The 24,803-nt window shown below is 53.2% G+C and carries 13 protein-coding genes; 5 read left to right on the forward strand and 8 right to left on the reverse strand.

What is annotated here, in order from left to right:
- The first annotated feature begins 4 nt into the window (after positions 1-4).
- Positions 5-1,435, forward strand: a complete 1,431-nt coding sequence (locus MKY64_RS04625) for a flotillin family protein (protein ID WP_340951238.1) — start codon at positions 5-7, stop codon at positions 1,433-1,435.
- Positions 1,436-1,568: 133 nt separating this feature from the next.
- On the opposite strand, the gene MKY64_RS04630 is transcribed toward MKY64_RS04625, so the two are convergent.
- The 4 genes from MKY64_RS04630 to MKY64_RS04645 form a co-directional block, all read right to left on the reverse strand.
- Positions 1,569-3,863 (reverse strand): alpha-galactosidase, encoded by a 2,295-nt coding sequence (locus MKY64_RS04630; RefSeq protein ID WP_340951240.1) that lies wholly within the window; start codon positions 3,861-3,863, stop codon positions 1,569-1,571.
- Positions 3,864-3,981: 118 nt separating this feature from the next.
- Positions 3,982-4,977 carry a LacI family DNA-binding transcriptional regulator gene (locus MKY64_RS04635; RefSeq protein WP_340951241.1) on the reverse strand — a complete coding sequence of 332 codons (996 nt, stop codon included), beginning with the start codon at positions 4,975-4,977 and terminating at the stop codon, positions 3,982-3,984.
- A 589-nt stretch (positions 4,978-5,566) separates the two neighbouring features.
- Complete coding sequence (locus MKY64_RS04640; RefSeq protein ID WP_340951243.1) at positions 5,567-7,195, reverse strand: response regulator transcription factor; 1,629 nt, start codon at positions 7,193-7,195, stop codon at positions 5,567-5,569.
- Between the two features lie 100 nt (positions 7,196-7,295).
- The gene (locus tag MKY64_RS04645; RefSeq protein ID WP_340951244.1) at positions 7,296-9,074 is read right to left on the reverse strand and encodes a sensor histidine kinase; all 1,779 of its coding nucleotides are present in this window, start codon (positions 9,072-9,074) and stop codon (positions 7,296-7,298) included.
- 281 nt (positions 9,075-9,355) lie between these two features.
- Here MKY64_RS04645 and MKY64_RS04650 point away from each other — a divergent pair, with 281 nt between their 5' ends.
- The 4 genes from MKY64_RS04650 to MKY64_RS04665 all read left to right on the forward strand — a co-directional run bounded on the left by MKY64_RS04650 (position 9,356) and on the right by MKY64_RS04665 (position 19,937).
- Entirely contained in the window at positions 9,356-10,699 is a 1,344-nt protein-coding gene (locus MKY64_RS04650; protein ID WP_076085891.1) for an ABC transporter substrate-binding protein, read from the forward strand.
- A 148-nt stretch (positions 10,700-10,847) separates the two neighbouring features.
- Positions 10,848-11,786, forward strand: a complete 939-nt coding sequence (locus MKY64_RS04655) for a carbohydrate ABC transporter permease (RefSeq protein WP_036731603.1) — start codon at positions 10,848-10,850, stop codon at positions 11,784-11,786.
- A gap of 15 nt (positions 11,787-11,801) precedes the next feature.
- Positions 11,802-12,641: a carbohydrate ABC transporter permease gene (locus MKY64_RS04660; protein ID WP_051493958.1), complete on the forward strand. Its 840-nt coding sequence runs from the start codon at positions 11,802-11,804 to the stop codon at positions 12,639-12,641.
- A gap of 642 nt (positions 12,642-13,283) precedes the next feature.
- Positions 13,284-19,937: an S-layer homology domain-containing protein gene (locus tag MKY64_RS04665; RefSeq protein WP_340951247.1), complete on the forward strand. Its 6,654-nt coding sequence runs from the start codon at positions 13,284-13,286 to the stop codon at positions 19,935-19,937.
- 199 nt (positions 19,938-20,136) lie between these two features.
- On the opposite strand, the gene MKY64_RS04670 is transcribed toward MKY64_RS04665, so the two are convergent.
- The 4 genes from MKY64_RS04670 to MKY64_RS04685 form a co-directional block, all read right to left on the reverse strand.
- Positions 20,137-21,291 (reverse strand): YncE family protein, encoded by a 1,155-nt coding sequence (locus tag MKY64_RS04670; RefSeq protein WP_036731605.1) that lies wholly within the window; start codon positions 21,289-21,291, stop codon positions 20,137-20,139.
- A gap of 145 nt (positions 21,292-21,436) precedes the next feature.
- On the reverse strand, positions 21,437-22,582 hold the full coding sequence (locus MKY64_RS04675) for a YncE family protein (protein WP_340951250.1): 1,146 nt from the start codon (positions 22,580-22,582) through the stop codon (positions 21,437-21,439).
- A 302-nt stretch (positions 22,583-22,884) separates the two neighbouring features.
- On the reverse strand, positions 22,885-24,039 hold the full coding sequence (locus tag MKY64_RS04680) for a YncE family protein (protein WP_340951251.1): 1,155 nt from the start codon (positions 24,037-24,039) through the stop codon (positions 22,885-22,887).
- A gap of 59 nt (positions 24,040-24,098) precedes the next feature.
- The gene (locus tag MKY64_RS04685; protein WP_340951253.1) at positions 24,099-24,638 is read right to left on the reverse strand and encodes a hypothetical protein; all 540 of its coding nucleotides are present in this window, start codon (positions 24,636-24,638) and stop codon (positions 24,099-24,101) included.
- Positions 24,639-24,803 lie beyond the last annotated feature (165 nt).

A 24,803-nucleotide genomic window follows, 5' to 3' on the forward strand; every position in this document is an offset into this window, starting at 1 on the left:
GCAAATGTTAATTTTATATGTAACCGGAGCTATTGTTGTTGTGATTCTGCTGGCGTTAACCAGTATTGTGACCGCGTATAAAAAGGTTCCGCCCAATCAGGCCATGATCGTATACGGTCTCGGCGGCAAAAGAGTGGTCCAGGGCGGCGGGACATTCGTCATCCCCGGCTTCCAGAACAATAAAACCATCTCCATGATGCTGATGAGTTTCGATGTGATCCCGGCGCAGGCCATGTTTTCCCGCCAGGGCATCAAGCTGAACCTGGAGGCGGTCGCCCAGATTAAGATCAAAAGTGATCCAACCGCTATTCTCACAGCCAGTGAGCAATTTATCGACCGGCCGGAGGAAGACCGTGAGACGATTATTCTGCATTCGGTGGAAGGTCATCTGCGCGGCCTGATCGGCCAGCTCACCGTAGAATCTATCCTGAAGACCCCTGATGAAATCAACAGCAAGATGCGGGAGACCTGCTCGGAGGATCTCGACAAGATGGGGCTGGAGGTCGTCAGCTTCACCATCAAGAAAATTACCGACGACAAAGGGTACATCGACAATATGGGGGTGCCTGAGATTGAGCGGATTCGCCGTGATGCCAGCATCGCCAAGGCTGAAGCCGAACGCGATATTCAGATCAAGCAGGCCGAGGCGGAGAAGGAATCCTCCATTGCCAAAGCCAATGCGCATCAGGCGACGATTGAAGCAGGAACCGCTGCCCGTGCGAAGGAATCGCTGTTCGAGAAGGAGCTGAACATTAAGCAGGCGGACTTCAAGCTGGAGACCGAGGTGAAGAAGGCACAGGCGGATCTGGCGTACGAATTGCAGCAGAATAAGATCAAGCAGTCGCTGGTTACCGAACAGGTCAAAATCACACAGATGGAGGCCGAGGCCAACCGGACGGTCCGGGAGATTGAGGTGGAGCTGAGACAGCGGGAGCTGGAAGCGACGGTAATCAAGCCGGCCCAGGCAGAGAATCAAGCAACGATCATGAGAGCAGAAGCCGCCAAGCAGCGGCAGATTCTGGAGGCGGAAGCCGAAGCAGCTACGACGACCAAGCGCGGGCTGGCAACAGCGGAGGCGGAATTGGCAAAAGGGAAGGCGAATGCGGAGATCGTCCAGCTCGCCGGAGCGGCGGAAGCGGGAGCGCTGCAGAAGAAGGCTGAGGCGTACAAACAGTTCACTCAAGCCGCCCTGACCGTGGAATTCCTGAAAATCCTACCCGAGCTGGCTGAGAAAATCGCCTCCCCGCTGGCCAAGGTAGATAAGATCACCGTCATCTCCCAGGACGGGGCTTCCTCAGGCGTGAACAAGATTACGGGTGATATCGCCAAAATCATGGCCCAGGTTCCAGAGCTGACCCAGACACTTACTGGCATGAACGTGACTGAGGCGCTCAGCGGGTTACTTGGCCGGGACAAGGAGCATGGACAGGAGTAGAAGAGGAGTAGGGGAGGAAGTAAGTAGTTAATGAAACGGCAGCAAGCCCCTTCCTGACTGCATCTCTCCACAAAAAAACAGGCGTCAATCTCCAAAAGGAGGCTGACGCCTGTGGTATGTCTGAAGCTGTAGATCAGCGCTGCACCGCTCTCAGGCGGTAGGTGCAGCTGGCGTAATCCCCGCGCAGGTCGGAGACCACAAGACCGATACGCATCAGGCGGTCACCGCCCAGCGCTGTGCCGTCAAAAGCGGTCTGGAATGGAGCGGAGCTGACGCCATCTGCAGGTGCAGAGGCTTCTGCGCCGCCGTGGACATGTCCGTTGCTGCCTTTTGCCCCCGTCTCAATAACATAATCCAGCTCGGGATTGAGTCCTTTGAGCGTAAGGCGCGAGATCGGAGGATTCGGTATGGCCAGCACGCGAAAATAAGCGACGAAGGCTTCGGTCTTGTCCTCGCTGACGAACATCCAGGCGGTGTCGCCACTACCCTCGAACGGACTCAGCAGACGGTACATATCCCCTTGCTGCACCAGTGTGCGGATCTCCTTGTACTGGGCAATCTGCCGGGCGGCCAGGTCCTTCTCGGCTTCGGTGAACTTGGTGAGGTCAAGCTCATAGCCGAAGTTGCCGCTCATCGCCACATCCCCGCGTGTAGCTAGGGTGGTGATGCGGTCTACCTGATGGTTCGGAACATCAGACACATGTGCGCCCATGCTGCTGGCCGGATAGACAATACTGGTGCCGTACTGAATCGCCAGGCGTTCTACCGCATCGGTGTTGTCACTGGTCCAGGTCTGCGGCATATAGAACAGGATTCCCGGATCGAACCGGCCGCCGCCGCCGGAGCAGCTCTCGAACAGAATGTCCGGGAAGCGCGAGGTCAGGCGCTCCAGCAAATTGTACAGCCCCAGCATATAGCGGTGGGCGGTTTCTTTTTGCCGCTCAGGGCTGGCTTTGGCAGAAGCTATTTCGGTCATATTACGGTTCATGTCCCACTTGATATAGCGGATCGGGGCACTGGAAAAGACCGCGCTTAATGTCTCATACAGATAGTCGCAGACTTCCGGGCGGGAGAGGTCCAGGATTAGCTGGTTGCGGCCTTCTGTGCGGCGGCGTCCTGCGGCATGCAGGCACCAGTCCGGGTGCTTGCGGTACAGCTCACTGTCCGGCGAGACCATCTCCGGCTCCACCCATAGACCGAACTGTACGCCTTCCTTGTTGACCCGGCCGGCCAGATCCGCCAGACCTTCAGGCAGCTTGCGGCGGTCCTCGAACCAGTCGCCGAGTGAGCTGTTATCCTTGTCGCGTCTGCCGAACCAGCCGTCGTCAAGGACGAATAGCTCAATGCCGAGCGGGCCTGCTGCTTTGGCGATGGTTGCGATTTTGTCCGCATCGAAGTCGAAGTAAGTCGCCTCCCAGTTGTTGACCAGAATCGGCCGGGCCTGATCACGGTGAACACCGCGGCAGAGCCGGGTCCGGTACAGCCGGTGATAGGTACGCGACATGCCGCCGAGACCTTCACCGGAATAGACGAGCACGGCCTCCGGGGTCTGGAAGGATTGGCCCGGCTCCAGCAGCCAGGAGAAGTCGAACGGATTAATCCCGATGCTTACACGGGTCTGTCCGAACTGCTCAACCTCAGCAGTGGCGGCGAAGCTGCCGCTGTAGACGAGGCTGAAGCCGTAGACATCCCCCTGGTCTTCATCTGCGCCGTGACGTAGCAGCGCAATGAACGGATTGGTCTGGTGGCTGCTTGAGCCGCGGCGGCTCTCCAGTGACAAGGCAGCGCCCGGAGTAAGCGGACGGCGCTGAACATGGCGCTCTCTGGCCCATGCGCCGCTCAGATGCAGCGTATCGTAAGAGGAATCGGCGAAATCGACGGATGCGCTAAGCGCCTGCTCCAGCCGGAGCGGGGCTTCGCCGTTATGCTCGAAGCGGACGGAACGGGTAATCGCGTTATGATCGGCGAATACGGTGTAGAGCAGTCTAACCGTTAGACCAGCGTAGTCATCTTTCAGGGTAAGCTCCAGTGTCAGTACTTCTGCTTCATTCTCCGCATACACGGCAGGCAGTCCTTCGAGTGCCGGCTTGCCTGGTGTAATGGTATATCCCGCATATTTGAGTTCAGAGATCCGCGTGCCGTCAGCTAGCTGAACCTGATACGCCGGCCGCCGGAAGTCGCTCGTTCCATACTGCGGATACTCCTGAGGCAGGGCATCCAGAGAGAGCGAAGGCCGCGTTAGCACCGGGGTTGGCGAGAAGGAGGCACGTTCGCGCAGCTCCAGTGCTCCGGCCAGACTGTCATCATGACGGAGCCGTGCGCCCCAGTAGACATGGGCAGGGTAACCCTCTACCAGTTGGATAATATAGCTGGTGTCTTTGGATTGAAGATGGAACAAGCCCAGTGATTCGTCTGCAAAAATGTTCATGATCATAACACTCCTTGTGTGATGGTATAAGGTTCGATGATCTGGACCAACTTGAGTGCTGCTCCTGCGGAACCCTTGGAACAGGCAAAACAACTATTACTGGGTAGCCAGTCTGCGGTTAATCCGGTGTTCCGCCGCTGGTTTCGCGGACAATCAGCTTCGTGCCGATCATCGTATGTGAAGGGGCTTCGCGCCCTTCGAACCGTTCGGCGAGCAGCTGAACCGCAGCTTTGCCCATCTGCTCGGGATAGGCGCGGATCGTTGTCAGCGGAGGCTGAACATAGGCCGCCATCTCGATATCATCGAAGCCGACGACAGCCATCCCGGCAGGCACCTGTATCCCGTGATCATGCAGGGCGCGCAGAGCGCCGACCGCCAGCGGATCACTGGCGGCGAAGCAGGCCGTAGGCCGCTTTACGCCTGCCAGCAGCTCGCTCATCATCCGGTAGCCGTCAGCACTGGTCCAGCTTCCCGTGCGGATCAGCGCCGGATCATAGCAACCCTGGCTCTGCATAATCCGGGTGTAATGATGCCTGCGGCGCTCCTCCTCGCTGCCGCCTCCGATGAAGGCGATCTCGCGGTGACCGAGCTCCAGCAGATGGCCCAGCGCCTGATCGACAGCCTGCCGGAAATGTGTCCGCACGGAGTCATACTCCGTGCGCTCCGAATAATGATCGACAAGCACCGTGGTGCCCCGGTCTGGGTGCAGCTTCGCAAGCTCCCCCGGCTGGAAGCTCCCACCGACTACAATAAGCCCGTCACCTGTGGGCCGGAGCGGGGCTGGCGTGCTGTGTCCGCGCAGCGTCTGGCCGAGCCGGATGCCCAGCTCCTCACAGCGCAGCTCCACGCCGCGCCGGATCGAGCCGTAATAAGGGTCGTCCCGTTCCTCTTCGGCTGTACACCAGAGCAGAAGCGTGACGGTCTTGCTGCCCAGCTCGTTCTCCCGCTTCAGCTGCCGTACCCGTGAGGGCTTGTAGCCAAGCTGCCCGGCTACAGCGAACACCCGGCTGCGCGTCTCCTCACTGACCGCCAGAGACAGGTCATTATTTAGTACTCTTGATACGGTTGCGGCCGATACGCCGGCCTCGCGGGCGATGTCTTTAATCGTTGCCAAGCTGCTCACGCCTTTTTAGTTAATAAATTTACTAAACATTCGTCTTAATCCTACCATCTCTTTAGAGTTCTTTCAAGCAGATTTTGAGAAGCGCTTACATGGAAAGGGGATTGGATGCAGGATCACCGAAGTATCGCCCCGCCCCAACATCCTCGCGGACTGGAAAGATCTTATCAGCGCCAAATTACACCATTAGGCAGGCCAGGCGGACTCAGAGGCCGTTAACTAACCCATTACTCCTCATTTATAGCTGCAAATGGCAACATAAGCGCTCTTGAGTCCGGAAGCACAAGAAAAGTTGGTTTTTTCGCGTTATAGCTTCATCTGAGTCCGCTAGATGCTGAATAAGGCTAAGAGGAGTTTGGACCAAGGTTACAGCAAGTCCTACTTTGTTGTTCGGCTCTTGCTCTGCGGAAACAGCTAGGCCTCAGCTCATGATTCCGTTTGTACGCAAATAAAAAAAAGGCTGCCTATACCGGCAGCCCTGTCTACTTTTCCGCATTATTACGCCATCTCATCCATATCATTCTACAGTACGCTCACCGAATAAATGCCCCACAATCAGATCCGCGCACTCTTCAGAGGTATATCATGTGTGTTCCCCTCCCGCATTCCCTTCAATGTGCTGCATATAATCCCGGGGAGAGAGCCCGGTGACCTTCTTGAACACCTTGCTGAAATAAAAGGCGCTCTCATAGCCCAGCTTCTGGGAGATTTCGTAGATCCGGCCTTCGCCGCGGACCATCATTTCCTTGGCGGCGGTGATTTTGGTCTCTGTGATATACTCAACATAGTTCACCCCGGCGACCTTGGAGAACAGGTGGCTTAGATAGTTGGGGCTGAAGTTGAACACATCCGCGACTTGATTAAGCGACAGCTTGGTACCGAGATTTCTTTTGATATACTCCTGGACATTCTTCACCACCTGCTCCTTATAGCTCTGTCTGCGGGTGGCGAGCATCCGGACACAGCCGTCCCGGAACTGGACGAGCCAGCCGGTAATCTCTTCAATGGTATGCATCTGATAGATCGCCCGGTAGCCCTCCGGCTCCTGCTCGAAGATCTGCTCCACCATGTTCTCCCCGTCCGCGAGCAGGGAGGTCGCCATATATAGAATGTTGCAGGCGGCATCGGTGGCGGGAACGAGCAGATCGGCCCGTCCGTCGAAGATCTCGATCATCCGGGAGATGATGCTGTGCAGGGCGCGGGTATCCATTTCTTCAAAAGCTCTGCGGATCTCAAGCCGCGATTCCGAGAAATCAAACAGCAGGTGCTCCTGCAGGAGGGCTTCGCCTTCCGTGAAGAAGACGAAGGAGCGCTCCTTCACAGCGGCGGGCAGCGCCTTCCGGGCGGCGAGATAGCTCCCCTGCAACAAAAACGGATCTTCCACCGCGAAGCCGATCGCCCCGATAATGGTCACATTGAAGTAATTATGCAGTACGGAGGCCATGTCCGCCAGCAGCTTCTGGATGTCTTGCATCCAGAGCTGCGGGTCCGGGCCCGGCACAGGCAGGGTCAGCGCGAAGTTGCGCAGATCCAGGCTGGTGACGTAGCAGGCGCTTCTGGAGGCCAGTGTATCCTTTGCCATCTGCACGGTGCTTGAGCATAAGGCCACCAGCTTATCCCCGCGCGGCGGGACGGTGTCCGGTCCGAGAATCCGGCAGGTACAGACCAGATAAGCCGGCGCGGAGAGGTCCACCTCCAGATCTTCCTTTTGCAGCAGATACTGGTTCTTGTTCTCGAACAGACCGCTTAACAGCCGGATGAAGAATTTATCCCGCTGGGCCTGGAGATTGCCGCGATGGACCAGCTTCGGATAGCTCTCCATGGTCTGGTACTCCTCCAGGATACTGGTGGCCCGGCGGATCGATTCCGCCAGCGCCTCCGGGGTCAGCTCCAGCTTCACCAGGTAATCGGTGGCTTGGATCTCAATCGCTCCGCGCGCATACTGGAATTCCTCGTAGCTGGTCAGCATGATGAACAGCGGAAGCCGCCCGTACTTGCGGCGGACCGAGCCGGCGACCTCGAGGCCGCTTTTGATCGGCATTTTGATATCGCTGATCACAATGTCCGGGCGGAGGGTGTCGATCATTTCTTCCTCCTGTGCGCCGTTGTGGGCGATGCCGACAATCTCAATGTTATATTGCTCCCATTTCAGCATGGACTGGAGTCCGATGCAGACCAGGGCTTCATCATCTGCGATTAATAATTTGATCAAGCTCATCACATCCTTGCTCGGTATGCTATTGTTTTGGGGTCCCCGCAAAGTACCTGAGTACTCATCGAAGCTAAGGCCTCACTTTGTGGGGGATTCTTAGCTATTCTCTCTGCCGGAAGGGGAGCAGCAGCTTCATTAAGGTATAGCGGCCGGGCTCGCTCTCAATGGACAAGCCGTACTCTCTGCCAAAAGCGAGCTGCAGCCGTTCGTTCACACTGCGCAGCCCGATATTCTCCAGCATTCCCTTAGCCTCGTCCCCGGGAACGGTTAGAATGGTGGCAATCTGCTCCGCCGTCATCCCGACCCCGTTGTCCTCGATGGTGATGAGCAGATCCGTGTATCCGCTCTTCGTGACCCGGACAACAATGTCGCCTCGGCCCTTGGGCTCGATGCCGTGGAAGATCGCATTCTCCACCAGGGGCTGGAGCGTGAAGCGCGGAATAAGCCCGCCGAGCAGCGCGTCCTCTTCAATCTCTGTGACCATGGTAACGGTGCTGCCGTAGCGGTATTTCTGAATCAGGAAATAATCATCCAGCAGGCTCAGCTCATCCTTCAGCGGCATCAGCCGCCGGTTGTCCTTGGCGATGCTGCGGAGCAGCCGGGACAGGGAGGTCGTCATCTCTGCAATACCGGTGGCGTTCTGGATCGTGGCCATCCATTTGATCGAATTCAAAGTATTGTACAGAAAATGCGGATTAATCTGGTTCTGGAGCATCCGGTATTCCAGCTCCTGCTTCTGCTTCTCGTCCGCAAGCCGGCTGTCCATGAGGGCTACGATATCCTGGGACAGGCGGTTAATGCCCCGGCCAACATCGCCCAACTCGCTGTTCCATTCAATACCCGAGTCCAGCAGGAAGTTGCCCTGGGCAATCTTGTCCATGCGCTTCTTCAGCTTCTCGACCGGAAGGCTGATCGTGCGGGTCAAATACAGCGTAATGATCGCGCTTAAGACAAGCACGAGCAGACAGACGCCGAGCAGGACGAGAATCCATATATTGCTCCGGGGCGCGAACTGGTCGCTGGATAAGGTCTGCGAGAGCATGACACCGCTGCGTACCGGATACGATACCACGATATGGCTTTCCTCATCATCCTGCATTTTCACCATGGACAGCTCGGTATCAGGGCCGACAGGCTTGTCACTGGTATAGGCTACCGGCTCATACGGCTCTTCAATGGCTCTGACCTGATCTCCGTTAAGCTGATAATGATGATCGCCGAGCGTAAGCAGCAGCCGGGAGTGCTCCGGCAGGGCATAGCCCTTCAGTTTGTCCGTAATGACGGAGGTATTCGCGAGCAGATAGACGGTGCCCACCCGGGTAGCCCCCCGGCCATATATAGGGAACACGAAGGGAATACCGTAGGAATTGGAGAGCGGGTCCTTAATGACGCGGTCCCATTGCTCTTCGGCCTCATTCGTCAGACCGGTGACTTGACCGATATTATGGATCGTAAGCGGAATGGAGGTGCCGAAATTCTCTACCTGCAGGAATTTCCCGCTGTTATCTGTGGCAATCAGGCGGCGTACATAGCTATAGGAGCGGTTGATCCGCACATCGTCCTGCATCGCATTGAAGACATTCAGGGCCTGCTTGGGGCTGGCCTCCGCCGAACCGAAATATTCGGTAAGCAGGGTGTTCGTGGACGAGTTGGTGCTGCTGGTCATCGCCAGCGTTGTCAGGTCAATCAGATCCTGTTCGATAATATGGGAGACGAGCTGAAGGTTGAATTCCGTCGCCTGGATCGTTGTTTTGCGCTGGTAATACGTAATCAGTTCGTAGCTAAACCAGGACAGCAGCGTCGCAATCAGCAGCGCAAAGGCGGTCATGAGCAGAATAATGCGGCTTTTAATAGTAGATTTACGTACCGTGGTGAACACTCCTTCATCTATAACTGGACCTATTTAAAGCGTTTTCAACTACCATAGCATATTCCTGCGTTTCATTATAGAGCCAGGGGGAGAAGCTGAGAATTTTACAGGTTTCGGATAAGAAATTACAGGTTCGGGGCAGGCCGTATGGAGAAGAGCACAGAATAGTGAATGAACTGTGTTTGATTTTGCATCCCCATCGGGTCTGAAAAGGCTTACAATTTGAACTAAGGCCGGATCAACCGGTGCCGGCCACTGCACCATCATAAGAAGATAAAGGGGATACTTACATGAACTTGAAAAGATTCTACGGCATGACCCTTGCCACCGCGCTCTCCGTGAGCATGCTGGCCGGATGCTCCGGCAATAACAATACGAAAGACGCTGCTGCCACTGCCGCACCTGCTTCGGGCAACGCTGCAACCGCTTCCTCCGAACCAAGCCAGGAGCCGGTAACGCTGAAATGGGCGTTGTGGGACTGGGAAGCGACTGCCTACTACAAACCGCTGATCGATGCCTACAAGGCTGCACATCCTAACGTAACCATTGAATATGTCGATCTTGGCTCCACCGACTATATGACTATGCTCAGCACACAGCTCTCGGGCGGAGCGGATCTGGACGTCCTGACGATCAAAGACATTCCGGGCTACTCGAACCTGGTGAAGCAGAACCACCTGGAGCCGCTGAAGACCTACATGGGTGACAAATCGATCGATCCTTCCGTATACGGCGGTACGGTTGAGCAGATTGAAGTGAACGGCGAGGTGTATGCGCTTCCGTTCCGCAGTGACTTCTGGCTGATCTACTACAACAAAGCCTTGTTCGACAAAGCTGGTGTAGATTATCCGACTAATGATATGACCTTCGACCAATATGATGAGCTGGCCCGCAAGATGACCTCCGGCAGCGGCTCGGAAAAAGTATACGGTGCCCACTACCACACTTGGCGGAGCGCGGTTCAACTGTTCGGCATTCTGGACGGCAAGAACACCGTGGTCGGCGGCAACTATGACTTCCTGAAGCCTACCTATGAGCGGATTCTGAAGGAGCAGGAAGACGGTATCGTTATGGATTACGCGACTCTGAAGACCTCCAGCACGCATTACTCCGGCGTATTCTACAACAACTCCGTAGCCATGATGAACATGGGCAGCTGGTTCATTGCCACCCAAATTGAGAAGGTGAAGAGCGGCGAATCCCAATCTGCGGAATGGGGCATCGTGAAATACCCTCATCCTGACGGCGTTGAAGCCGGTACAACTCTGGGAACGATTACTTCTCTGGCTGTAAACCAGAAGTCCAAACACAAAGAAGCAGCGCTTGACTTCATGAACTTCGTAACCGGGGCAGAAGGCGCCAAAGTTATTGCTTCCACCGGTACGATTCCTGCGATCAAGAATGATGAAGTGATCAATTCCATCACCTCTATCGACGGCTTCCCGGCAGATGAGAACAGCAAGGCTGCACTGAATACCGTTCAGACTTACCTGGAAATGCCGATTCATGAGAAGAGTGCGGATATTGAGGTTATTCTGAATGAAGCGCATGACAACATCATGACTAAGAACGCTACGATTGACGAAGGCTTGAAGGATATGAATGACCGTGTAGGCCAGCTTTTGAACAATTAATGTGAACCTGTAATGTTAGTGTCCTGAAGGAGGGGCGGGCGAAGGCCCGCCTTCCATATAAATAGAGGACATCGCAGCACTCACATTAACAGGTATCGATGTAATTCCCACTTTGCGGGGATGTTATATAAGGTTTGGAGGAGAACGAATGCAGAACGAAACCATATTGCGTACAAATAAGAGCCCAAAAAGCCGGTTGTCGCGCGGACTCCGGGATAACCTGGTCGCGTATAGCTTTATTGCGCCGAACTTTATCGGATTTGCCCTGTTCACCCTGGTACCGATGATTTTTGCCTTTATTCTGGCCTTTGTGAAATGGGACGGGGCCAATCCGATGAAGTTCATCGGGCTGGACAACTTCTCCCGGCTGATCTCGGATACCACCTTCCACAAAGCCTTGTGGAACACGATTGTCTACACCGTCGGAGTCGTGCCGCTGACCATGATCGTTGCGCTGGCCCTGGCGATTCTGCTCAATCAGAAGATTATGGGCCGTAATTTCATGAGAACGGTCTTCTTCTTCCCTTACGTGGCTTCGCTGGTAGCGGTTGCGGCGGTATGGAACTTCATCTTCAGCCCGACCATGGGTCCGGTGAACAACATCCTGCACTTGATTACCGGCATTCCGCTGGAGGACCTGCCCCGCTGGGCGGCGGATAAGCAGTGGGCGATGTTTACGGTAGTGCTTTTCACCGTGTGGAAAAATATGGGCTACTACATGGTCATCTATCTGGCCGGTCTCCAGGGCATTAATCCAGAGCTGTATGAAGCGGCTGAGCTGGACGGGGCAGGCCCGTGGAGAAGATTCCGCAACGTGACTGTGCCACAGCTGGCACCAACCACCTTCTTTGTCCTGATGATTCTGGTCATCAACTCGTTCAAGGTCTACGATATCTTCATCAACCTGTTCGCGGGCGCGGATAACCAGCTCAATAATGCTACACGGGTCATGGTCTATCAGATCTACAACACGGCGTTCCGCTCGCTGGATTACGGATATGCCAGTGCCATGGCGATTGTGCTCTTCCTGCTGGTACTCGGCATTACCATCGTCCAGTTCCGCGGCGAGAAGAAATACGGACAATAGGGGGATCTATAAGATATGGTTGGTAAAAGTAAAGGACTTAAAATCAGCTTAATGGTGCTTGTATATGCCCTGTTAATTCTGACCGTGCTGGCAATGCTGGTGCCGTATATCTGGATGCTGTCGTCATCGCTCAAGCTGAACAAGGATGTCTTCTCCTTCCCGATGCAATGGATTCCGGCGAATCCGCGCTGGGAGAATTTCCAGGATATCTGGACCCGGATTCCGCTCGGACGCTTCATCTACAATACAGCGAAATTATCCATTATCGTTACGATCCTGCAGCTGCTGACTTCCAGCTTCGCGGCGTATGCCTTCTCGAAGCTGCATTTCAGAGGCAAAAATGTGATTTTCCTGGGCTACATCGCCACGATCGCGATTCCTTGGCAGGCCTATATGGTGCCGCAGTTCATTCTGATGCGCTACATGGGACTGAACAATACCCACCTGGCAATCATTCTGCTGCAAGCCTTCTCGGCCTTCGGTGTGTTCATGATGCGCCAGTTCTATCAGGGGGTGCCGGATGAATTATGTGAGGCGGCCCGGATTGACGGACTGAGCGAATACGGAATTTGGGCGAGAATCATGCTTCCGCTGTCCAAGCCCGCGCTCTCCACGCTGACCATCTTCACCTTCGTCGCCACCTGGAATGACTTCCTGGGGCCAATGATCTATCTGACCGATACGAAGCTCAAGACCATTCAGATCGGTCTGCGGATGTTCATCTCACAGTATTCTGCGGAGTATGGCCTGATTATGGCGGCGAGTGTGGTGTCGATCATTCCGGTAGTGATTGTATTCTTGGCGCTTCAGAAGTATTTCGTGCAGGGCGTTGCTGCTTCGGGAATTAAAGGGTAGTAGAGTATCGGATTCACTATCCTGAATGTTCTCTTAGAACTGAACACATCAATTACTGTATTGTTGAATGAACTTGCTTTAGCTGTAATTTTGTGAATAGGGTCAGACCCTGGAGGTTCCGTAAAACGAAACTATACCGGCCAGACGAGTCTGCTTCTAACGGACCTGAGAGACTCTATTCCATGGAAAACGCCACTTTTGGCGGGTTAACGGACCGAGGAGCCCTTATCGTCTCTCTACAAGATGTTTAGAGCAGAGATTCCAAGAATAAAGTCCATGGGGTCAGTTACTTTGCCCAAGAGGGGATTTTCACTTGAATAAGAGCGCCTCAGTCCGTTACGCCGGGCCAAACGCCCCAAATGGACTAACTCCCGTCTTCGTCTGGGAATGGCACCTGAAGGGGTTGACTCCACTCCTTGGCTCCACTCCTGTAGTCCTTCAGGCATCATAGCGCCCCATCCACCCGTTTAAATCTGACGTTGTACTGGTTAGAGTAACAGCCTGGCAGTTGCAGTTTTTCGCAGTCTGCCAGGTATTTGTATACCCGCATTGTGAATTTAGACGAAGGTCTGCCCAGGTCAATTATTCTTCTAGCGACATGCTGAATGCGCTTACTTAAGTGAGGAAGAGGAGGATTAATGAATGAACAGAAAGAACCGCGTTAAGAAAAGGCTATTCTCCGTGCTGATGTCCGCTACACTCGTAGCCGGGATGTTCCCTGCCCTCGGTCTGCCGTCGGCGTCGGCGGCTGTCGTCGATACGGTCTATGCTGCGGCTTATATGGGCACCAAGACTACCGCAGGTACGACACTTCCGGCAAGCATCGAGATTGCAGGTCAGGCTGCGGCGGTGAACTGGAACATCGGCGAAGATACCTTCGATGTACCGTATGATACGGTGGCAGTTACCGGAACCGCGAACGGCGGACCGGTGGTTGCCAGTGTGGAGGTGGTTCCGCCAGCCAGCAGTCCGCTGGTCTACTTTGTGGACAGCGGCAGAGGGGGCGATTCTTTTGGCAATGGTCCTTCTGCTTCACCTCTATACGAAGCAGTCAGAACACTGACCGGCAGTGAGCTGCTTAACCCGTCACCGGACCAGAGGTATGTCGCCGGTACCACAGACTGGGGATTCGATGATTCCATTCATAAAGTGAAAAATTCCAAGAACGGTAATCTTACCGATCCTGCCGCTGATCCAAGCCTATGGGTTGTCGGGCTGCGTGCAGACCCTGCCAGCAACGATATTATCTATAAATTGAAAGCGCTTCAGTCTGGAACCTATACGCTTAGCAGCGGTTTCTATGATTGGTACGGCAGCCGAGACCGGGTCATTCAGCCCCGGCTGGAATACCAGAATAGCAGCGGGGAGACCAAGACGATCCCGTTTGCTCAGTTCAACACGAATAGTACGAAGTTTATTTCCGGTGAATTTACCATTGCCGCAGATATTGACACCAGCAGTCCGATGACGCTGACCTATGCTTATGTCTCCGGGGAGAAGCCGATTCTTAGCTGGTTCGCTGTTGCCAGGGGCGCGATCAAGCAAGAGATGGATGACGCCCGCCAGACCGCAGCTTCTACAACCAAGATTCTGCTCGATGGGAACGATATCCGGCAGGATAATGTCAACGGACTGACCTTCAAGGGCTTCGGCGTACTCAGCGGCAACAGCACCAGTGCCCTGCTAATGGACTATAAGTCTGAGCAGCCAGAGGCCTATGCCCAAATGCTGAAGATTCTGTTCGGCGGTGATCGCCCGCTGATCGACCATGTCAAGATTGAAATGGGCAATGACCGCAATAACTCTACCGGTCCTGACCCTTCAACGATGCGTACGGAGGATGAAGAGGCCAATGTGGCCCGGCATCCCGGCTTCCAGCTTGCGGCGGATGCCAAGGCCGTCAATCCGGCGGTCAAGGTGAGCTTCCTGCGCTGGAATGCTCCAGCCTGGGCTAACAATAACGACAAGATTTATACCTGGTACAAAAAGACCATTCTGGCCGCATACCGCGAATACGGCTATATGGTGGATTATGTGAATCCCCATATCAATGAGCACGCGCCGGATCTGGCCTGGACGAAGCACTATGGCGAGAGGGTCAAGAATGATACTGAAGATTTCAAAAACGATCAGGAGAAAGAGCTGTACCACAGTATCCAGCTGGTGATTTCCGACGAGGTCGGCATCGGCTCCTTCGGGGATGCCATGGTGAACGATTTGTCGCTGCGTGAGGCGGTAGCTGCTGCCGGATTCCATTACAATACCGATGATGACAGCAAAGGAAATTTCAAACGGCTTGCCGATGAGTTCGACAAGGAAATCTGGAACAGTGAGGCACAGGCCACCTTCAGCAACTCGGCCTTCCGTCCTAATAATAATATGAAGGACCCGTCAGAGGCAGGTACAGGAATTGGCGGCACCGGCGGGCCGCTGGAGATGGGCAATACCATTATCAAGGGCTTCGTGAATTCCCGGCGGACGCATTTCATCTATCAGCCGGCGATTGGGTCCTTCTATGAAGGTGGACAATACTCCTTCAAAGAGCTGCTCAGTGCGCGTGACCCGTGGTCGGGCTTCATTCATTATGACGCGGGGCTGGTCATTCTGAAGCATTTTAACGGATTCGCCAAGACCGGCTGGGAGAATGAAGACAATACGGCTGGCATCTGGAGAGCCGTTCCTGAGGCCAGCTACACCGGGGCAACGGGCACGAATCCGGTCAGCGGACGCAACGGCACTCCGAGTTATATGACGCTTGCCGCTCCTGACAAGCAGGATTTCTCGACTGTAATCATCAATGACAGCCAGTATGAGAAGATCTACAAGCTCCAGGCCGTGAACATGGGCTATACCGGAAATCCTTCCCTGGAGGTGTGGGAGACCCGCGCGGCGGACAAAGGTCAGGCTTTTAACAGCAATTATATGAAGCCTCTTGGTGATGCCCATGCCGATGGCAGCGGCCTATATACCATACGTGTGAAGCCGTTCTCGATTGTAACCGTAACCACACTGGATAACCGCACGGATGAAGAGTTCGTTACGCCGCTTCCGGTTGAAGGAGAACGTACGGTGCTTGACACCGATGCAACCGGGTTCGTACAGAATACGGAGGATCAGATCCTGTATGCGGATGACTTCAATTATGGGGACAGAACCGTTCCCGTTATCGGAGAAGGCGGTACAATTACAGGCGTAGAGAGCTATGTAGGCTCACGCGGCGGTTCGTATAGTGTAATTCCGCGCTATACCCAGGACCTTAACGGCGCATTCGAGGGGTATCTGGTTGACGGCACGGATAACTACGTCCTGCGGCAGCAGCTGGACCAGACGACCACCGGAGTAGGCGGCGCCTGGAATGGCGGTGATCCGGTCACAGTAATCGGGGATTACCGCTGGACCAATTACAAGGCGAGTGCCGATGTGTCTTTTGAACAGAATAGCACTTATGGAGGGAACAATTACGCAGCGGTTGGAGCCAGATATCAAGGCGGGCCGCAGACGATTAACGGCACCCCTTATGCGCTCAAGTTCTGGTTCGATGGTGGATGGCAGCTGCTGTCCAGCGGCACCGTGGTCGCCAGCGGCAATGCGGACACCGGCTCCGGCGGCGTGAAGATTGACGGATTTGATACCGCACATGACGCGTGGCATAACATTGCCATTCAGGTGGCCGGTGACACGGTGACTGCTTATTTGGATCAGGTTGAGCTTGCCTCCTATACCGATCCGAATCCGAAGCTCTCCGGACGCGTGCAGCTCGCGAGCGGCTTCTACCATGTCCGCTTCGACAATCTGAAGGTGGAGAAGGTGGAGGGTTATACGCCTTATTATTCAGAGCAGCTGGATAATCTGGAAATGTTTGATCTGGCGCAGTCACCTGGGGCGAAGCTGGCATACGAGGGTGCCTGGGCCCATGAGAATGGCAAAGGCATGTATGTGTATCAGCGGTCCCTCTCTACCAGCCAAGGGGCTGGTGCGGTGCTGAAGTATACTTTTACCGGCACGGGACTTGATATTCTGGGACCGAATGACGGCTCAGCCAAGCTGGAAGCTGTAGTGGACGGCGAACTTGAAGTGGTCTCAGGTGCTGCTTCCGCAGCGAGGGAGCTGTATCAGACCTTCACGCTGCGCGGGCTGAAATACGGTGAGCATACTGTCCAGATCAAGGTGCTGAGCGGAACCTTGGCCGTGGATTCCGTAGCGGTCATCGGCGGGGAAGGAGCGGGCAGCCCGGATAGAGCGGGACTTCAGCAGGCGGTGAGTGCTGCGCTGGAGATCAGCAGGGAGGATACTTTCCCCGAGAAGGACTGGAATATCTTCGTTCATGCACTGGGCGTAGCCCAGGCAGCACTAAGTGATCCGGTTCTGTACAGATTGGATCAGGAAGGAGCTGAGCAGCTTGAAGCCCGCCTGACCTTCGCCCGCAATCTGCTGACTACGGGAGATGTGAGAGAGCTTGCCGCTATTGCGGATATGGCAACCTATGCAGGACAGCTGCCGGAGCTTCCCGCCAAGGTGGAAGCCACACGTGCAGACGGCACGAAATTACTGGTGGCCGTGAAGTGGAATCTCGAAGCGGTCAGCTTCAATACTCCTTATGAAAGGGTGGCTGTAACCGGCACCTATGGAAGCTTGAAGACCACAGCTTATGTGGAGGTAGTGCCACAAGGGCTTGTGTACTTCCTGGATCCTGGAGTCTCGGCGGACGGCGACACCCCGCCATTTACGACGATTAAGAATTTTGCAGGCGAGGGCTTGCTGAATAACAAAGCAGACCAGCTGTCGGCAGATGACACGGTATGGGGACATACCAACACGGGGGCGAACTATAACCCTAAGGGGCTGGGCGGTGCTGTAGTCATTACCGATAAGGCCCAGACAGGGGTATACAACTCGAATACGAAGAATACGCCGCTCGTCTACAATCTGCCGCTCTCTGCGGGCCCATACACGATTACTTCCTACCATCTGGACTGGTGGAATAATGCCAGCCGGACCATGGATATTACACTCAGCTATTTGGATGCTGAGGGCAAGACCGTGAATGAGACCGTTAAGACCGGCCTGGTTGCTGGCCCGAATGGGGTCATGGTTCAGCATGATTTTACGCTGCCGGTCAGCGGTACGGTGAAATATTCGGTGAACAATACGTTCAGTCAGGCGGCTCTGATCAGCTATCTGGCTGTAGCCAGAGATAAGACCAGTGTGGAGAATGAGCAGGCTGTCTCTGAGGCGAAGAGCATTCTTGAAGGTGCTGAGTACAGCGTGAAGAAGGAGACAGCGGGAAATGAAGAGGCTGTACGGACTTGGCTGGCGCAGACCATCGGCGGATTGCCGGGCTTCAAGGGCACAGGGGTTACCCTGGGGGACATTACCTTGTCTGCATTCCGGGGAGCAACGGAGGATACAGAGGGCAGCTTCACTTTCTCGGTAACCTTAAGCAAGGGAGAAGCATCGGCAGAGGGTGCTGCCAGCGGAACGATTACGCTGCCGGTACCGGATAGGGTTCCGCCGGTGATTACCCTGAATGGTGAGACGACAGTTAATCTACTGGTCGGAGCGGAATATACCGATGCGGGAGCTACCGCCAATGATGATCAGGACGGGGATATCACTGACCGTATTACGACAACGGTGACCAGCGAAGTGTATGGCTTGACTGAACTGGATACATCCAAGGTCGATATCTATACCTTCCATTATAATGTCAGTGATACGGCGGGCAATCCGGCTGCTGAGGTGACAAGACGGGTAGTGGTTGCGCTGGACCCGGATGTAACGAAGCCTGTAATTACCTTGCTTGGTGAAGCATCCGTTGAATTGGAGCAGGGTGCAGACTATACGGATGCCGGAGCTACAGCGGCAGATGACCGGGACGGCGATATTACAGACCGTATCGTTGCAACGATTACGCAGGATGGGGAGACCGTGTTGACGCTGGATACTTCAGCAGCAGGCAGCTATGTGTATCATTATAATGTGACGGATACAGCGGGCAATACGGCTGCTGAAGTGACAAGAACGGTCACTGTAAAAGAAGCGGAGCTGCCGCCGGAAGTAATTCCAACCCCGACGCCAACTCCCGCTCCGACAGCAACACCGGCTCCGACAGCGGCGCCGGTATGGACAGCGGCACCGGCCGTAACGCCTTCGCCAACTGCAGCACCGTCCCCTTCACCGCAGACGGAGAAGGTTCTTACATCGGCTGATTTCCCGGCACCGGCTGGCGGAGCTATAACCGTTCACCTTACAGATGCTACAGAATCCGTGCTGCTTCCAGCGGGTTTAGCCGGAATGACTGGAGAAAATACCCTGCGTTTTGCCTGGAACACAGTTGCCGTTGAGCTGAGCCCGGAAGTGCTGAAGAGCATCCGGGAGAAGGCCGTCGGAGCTGGAGGACAGCCGGAGGGAACGGCAATCAGACTCTTTGCCGTGAAGACAGCGAGAGCAACTGCGGAGCAGCTGATGAACAACCCGGCGGTTAACGGGTCCGTCCGGTTATTGGCGGCAAGCGATGTAATCCGCTTCAGCCTGGAGGCTGTGGCTGCGGATGGCACTGCCGTACCGGTCACAACGTTTAACCAGCCGCTGACTATTACCTTCACGGTTGATCCTAATGCTAACCGCAGCTTACTCGGCGTCTACTATATTGCTGCCAGCGGTGCCGTGGAATACATGGGCGGCACGCTGACAGACGGTAAACTTACCGCTGGTGTGCAGCATTTCAGCCAGTATGCGGTGCTGGAGTATGACAAGACATTCTCGGATGTCAGCGACAATAGCTGGGCCAGCGGTGTTATTAAGTCTATGGCTGCAAAGCATATCATCGAAGGGATTTCCAGCACCGAGTTCCAGCCGCAAGGAGAAGTCACAAGGGCGCAATTCGCCGCGATGATTACACGTGCGCTCGGCCTTAAGTCGGCAAGCCCATCCGCATTTGCCGATGTGGATGCCAAGTCCTGGTACGCTGAAGCCGTGGCGGCAGTGCATGAAGCGGGCATCGTGCTCGGACGTAGTAAGGATGCCTTCGCTCCTAATGAACGCATTACCCGCGAGGAGATGGCGGTCATGATCGTGCGGGCGTACGCCACCCTCCCGGGAAGCCAGACAGGAGATTCAGCCGGAAGCTCGTTCAGTGACTATTCCCGGATTCGGGATTGGGCGAAGAACGCTGCCGTTACCGCTGAACAGGCCGGCCTGATCCAAGGACGCGGCAACCAGCAATTCGCGCCGCAGGAGACCATGACCCGTGCCGAGAGTGCGCAAGTCATCGCTAATCTGTTGGGGCATAGGTAAGTTGGGTGTATAAGCTGCATCTCTAAGTTACCGGCTTAACTCCATACTAACTATACAAGTCAAACAGAGCAGCGGTTCTCCAGTATTGGGGAACCGCTGCTCTGCGTATACATACTGAAATGAAAGGGATAAATCCCTCCGAATCCGCCGAAAGTGGGTAGCGGTTGCTTGAAAGTTGTACCTACTGTCGATTAATCCGCTATAAGGATTGATTGCTATAACCGGAAATAATATTCTTGACGGTGATACGAGTGTCGTTTGGGAACCCAATCGGGATAGCGGGCAGGGCCGTAGCGGTTGCCAGATCAATCGGACGGATCGCATTTGCTTCCCCCACATAAGCCTTGGTGTCTGAGAAGAACGCCAGGTCGCCGACATAATAAAGAGGAACAAGCCAGGAACTGGCACTGTTTACATTATAGATTTGTAGGCCACCGGTTGGGAGAGTAGTGGGCTGAATGGTGATGCCAACATAGCCTTGCGTACGCGACACACGAATTTTATCCTGACCTTTGTAGCTGGGGATATCTCTGAAATTATCATAGGTGATGTGATTCTCCCAATCAATGTCCAAATTAGTAAATCGCTTCAGATAAGCTCTTTCTCCTTGCGTGGTGCAGAATAACAATTGGTTGTCCAGATAGACGCCGGATACCGTATTGTCCAGCAAGCTTAACGAGTTAGGCAAGCCAATCTCATCATCTCCAAAATAGGTAATCATGCCAATCGTTCCAAGGGTGATTTGCGTGTGTCCATCCGGGTGAACAGTTAAGGGGTTGCGGGTCTCGTCTAAGGTAAGTTCAAATCCCAAATTGTACCGGGTAAAGTTGTCATCGTCAATGGTAATGGCGATTACATAATCTTTTTTATCGGCAACCTTGCAGGCAAGATAGACAAAGTCGCTATTCTCATTGCCCGCGAAGGCGAAAGGTCTGCCTTGGCCGACGTCCACATTGGTTATAACTGTATCCGTGTTGGTATCAATAATCGTAACGTTATGATCTCCGGAATTGGCAACATAGACTTTGTTACCGTAAGGAGCAGCGAAGATAGCAACAGGATTGGTAACCCTGCTGCCAACAGTACCAACACGAACGGTTTTGATAATGTTAAAGGTATCCGTATCAATGATGGTGACTGAACTCGAGCGGGTATTAAGGACGTAAAGCTTCTTCTCTGCAGGATCCATGCACATAGGACCAGGGTTGATGCCTACTGGAATCCGCTTGATAACCTTATCTTCTACAGGATCAATAACAGCGACATATCCAAATGCATAGTCAATTTCATAAGTCACATAGACGTAAGGGTCACCTGAGGGTAAATTCCTGTTGTTTGCCTTGTTCGGATTCATAGATAAATCTCCTTTCTTGTGGCACTTCTAGTGGACTCGCCGGGCCCGGCGGACCGACGATCAGGGGGGGCAGGCGCGCCAGATTGTATCCAGATGCCACAGCCGGTTGTCTGCCGTAAGTTAGGTTAATGACCCGTATAATTGTTTACTGTAAGGATTGATTACTATAACCGGAAATAATATTATTGACTTTGAGGCGATCCGTGACGACCCCAAGCACGATAGCAGGCAGCGCCGTTGCGGTTGCCACATCAATTGGACGAATGGAGGTCCCTTCTCCCACATAGATCTTGGTATCATCGAAGAACGCCATATCGCCGACATAAGGAAGTTCAACCAAATGGTTATAGCCTTCATGTAAGTCAATGATTTGCACACCGCCTAATGGGGAATCCGTAGGTTGAACGGTAACGCCAAGATAAGCTTGCGTACGTGAAAGACGGATTTTATCCTGCCCTTTGTAGCTGGGAAAATCCGCAAAACTCTTATGGGTGACGATTCCATTCTTATCAATGGCCAGATTACCGATTACTTTCAGATAGTTTTTGTCTTCGCGCATGGTGCAGAATAATCTTTTGTCGTCCGTGTAGACCCCGGATACCGTATTGTCCAGCAGACTTGACGTACTGGAGTACCCAATAGAATCATCGTCAAAATAGGTAAGCATACCGGCAGGTCCAAACGTGACTTGGGTGTGTCCATCGGGATGAACGGCCAAGGGATTGCGGCTCCCGTCAAAGGTAAGCTCCATTCCGTCTGTATAGGGATGAACGGTATCGTCGTCAATGGAAATGGCGATAACATCATTACTCCGGCAGGCAGCATAGACAAAGGAGCTGTTCTCATTTCCAGCAAAGGCGAAAGGCCAATTAATCCCTCCTGCCAGTTGCACATCCTTAATAACCTCATCTGTGAGGAAGTCAATAATGGTAATGCCCGGATCTGATTGGGCTACATATATTTTGTTACCCTTAGGAGCAGCGAAGATAGAATTAGGATAGAACTTGACGAACGGATTGCCAATGTGAACGGTATTGAGAACCTTAAAGGTATCAAGATCAATGATGCTGACTGAATCTTCACGGGTATTAATGACGTACAGCTTTTTCTCCGAGGGGTCCATGCACATGGGACCAGGCTCGCTGCCCACCCTAATCCGTTCGATGATCCTATCTTGTACAGGATCGATGACAGCGACATATCCGAAATCAAAGCCAACTTCATAACTCGCATACACATAAGGATGAACTGATGACAGATCCCTGCTGTAATTTGCCTTAGTCATATTCATGAATGAACTCTCCTTTCATGTGTTTCAGGGTAATGGACTCGCCGGGCCAGGCGGACAGACAACCGGATGGGCAGGCGCGCCGTTTTTGTCCGGATGCCGCATCAGGTTGTCTGCTGTATGTTATGTCCGGATGCTCCGGCCCGAATAATCCATTTGTCCAATAAAGCCACAAAAAGGGCAGAGATTACCTCTTCACCCCTCCCGCCGTAAGTCCGCTAACAATGCATTTCTGGCAAAAAAAAGAGCTGTCCTCTAGTCAGTTTCGACTTGAAGAGACAACTCCACGTTAACGTACATGACCCTTAGGTTTGATTGCTATAACCGGAAATAACATTCTTCACTTTGAAGTACGTTGTCCCAATGGTAATCGGATTTAGAGGTCTTGCACTGGTCAGATCAATGGGTTGAACCGAGGTAGATCCTCCCACATAAGCTTTGGTGTCTGAGAAGAATGCAAGATCGCCAATGGAAGTAAGCTCAACAAACCGGGAAGTGCCACGGTCTACATCGTAGATTTGCAGCCCGCCCGTCGGGTGATCCGTGGCTTGAATGGTGACGCCAATATACTTTTGCGTAAGCGAAGTGCGAATTTTATCCTGACCTTTGTAACTGGGGATTTCTTTGTAATCATCATAGGTGATTTTCGAATTCACATCGATATCCAGGTTCTTGAATAATTTCAAAAAGTTCCTTTCTTCTCGCATCGTGCAGAATAACAAGCCGTTGTCCAGATAAATCCCGGATACCGTATTGTCCAGCGAACTAGTCGGTGCTGCTGCAACTATAGGACCCTGATCATTATCAGGATCAAGAAAATAAAGGGTTTCATTTTCAAACCTGACCAGTGTGTGTCCATTCGGGTGAACGGTCAAGGGGTTGTAGGTCGAGTCAGGGAAAGGGTCCGGTCTTCCTGGGTCAATCCACGTATTAGATTCATTAATATTCAAAATACTAATGGCAAAAGCAGAATAATATGCTCTTGTACTAACAATACTCTTGAGGGCAGTGTAGACGTAAGGGCTATTCTCATTGCACGCAAAGGCGTAAGCCATGTCTGGAAAATAAAAAGTTCCAATTAAACTAAGAGTAATGGCATCAAAAACCGTCAGGCAGGGATATCCATAGTTGGCTACATAGCCATATTTGCCACTAGGCTCTACGAAGATAGCAACAGGTTTGTCGTTAATTGGAACTGAACCTATAAGGTTAAAGGTATCTGTACTATAGACATAGACCATATTCGCAAGGCCATCCGCCACGTAAAGCTTATCTCCAGAGGGATTCAAGCACATAGCGGTAGGATTATAGCCTGCCGAAAACCGTCGGACGACCTGATCGGTAGTGGGATCAATAACAGCGACATATCCATTATTATTAAGACTTACATAAGACACATAGACATAAGAAAGGCCGCTCCGTGTATTCCTGTTACGGTTTGCTGTTCGATTCATATTCATAGATAAAATCTCCTTTCATGCAGCTCTATCTAATGGACTCGCCGGGCCTAAGATATTTATTAGGATTGATAGCTATAACCGGAAATAATATTTTTGACAGTGAGGAGATCCATGAAGTTTATGCCAATCAGTATACCGGGGAGGGCTGTTGCCCTTGCCACATCAATCGGAATAATCGCCATCATATCTCCTACATAGGCCATGGTGTCACCGGCAAACGCTAAATCACCTACAAGGGAGAGCGGAACAAATCGTGAGCTAGCAGCGTTTACATCGTAGATTTGCAGACCACCTGTATGAGAATTAGTGGGCTGTATGGTGACGCCAATATAATTTTGATTACTTGAAGCACGGATTTTATCCTGGCCTTTGAAACTGGAGATTTCTGTGAATTGATCAAAGGTAAGGTTTCCCTTATAGTCAATTCGCAGGTTTTTAAATTGTTTCAGGTAGGTTTTATTTTCTTGGGAGATGCAAAATAATAATCCGTTGACCAGATAGACCCCGGATACCGTATTATCCAACAGACTCAGTGTTTTGGACTGATAAACTTCATGGATTCCAAAATAAGTCTTTAGACTTGCATGCAACAAAGACATAGGGGGCATTCTTATGACTCGCAAAGGCAAACGGGTAGCCACTTCCGGCTGGAACCATATCTACTTGCTTAATAACCTCATCCGTGACGGAGTCAATGATTGTCACGACCCTGTCACCAGAATGGGCTACATAGACTTTGTTCACGCTAGAAGCAGCGAAGATAG

The organism is Paenibacillus sp. FSL R7-0210 (assembly GCF_038009085.1).
GTDB classification, from domain to species: domain Bacteria; phylum Bacillota; class Bacilli; order Paenibacillales; family Paenibacillaceae; genus Paenibacillus_AQ; species Paenibacillus_AQ silagei.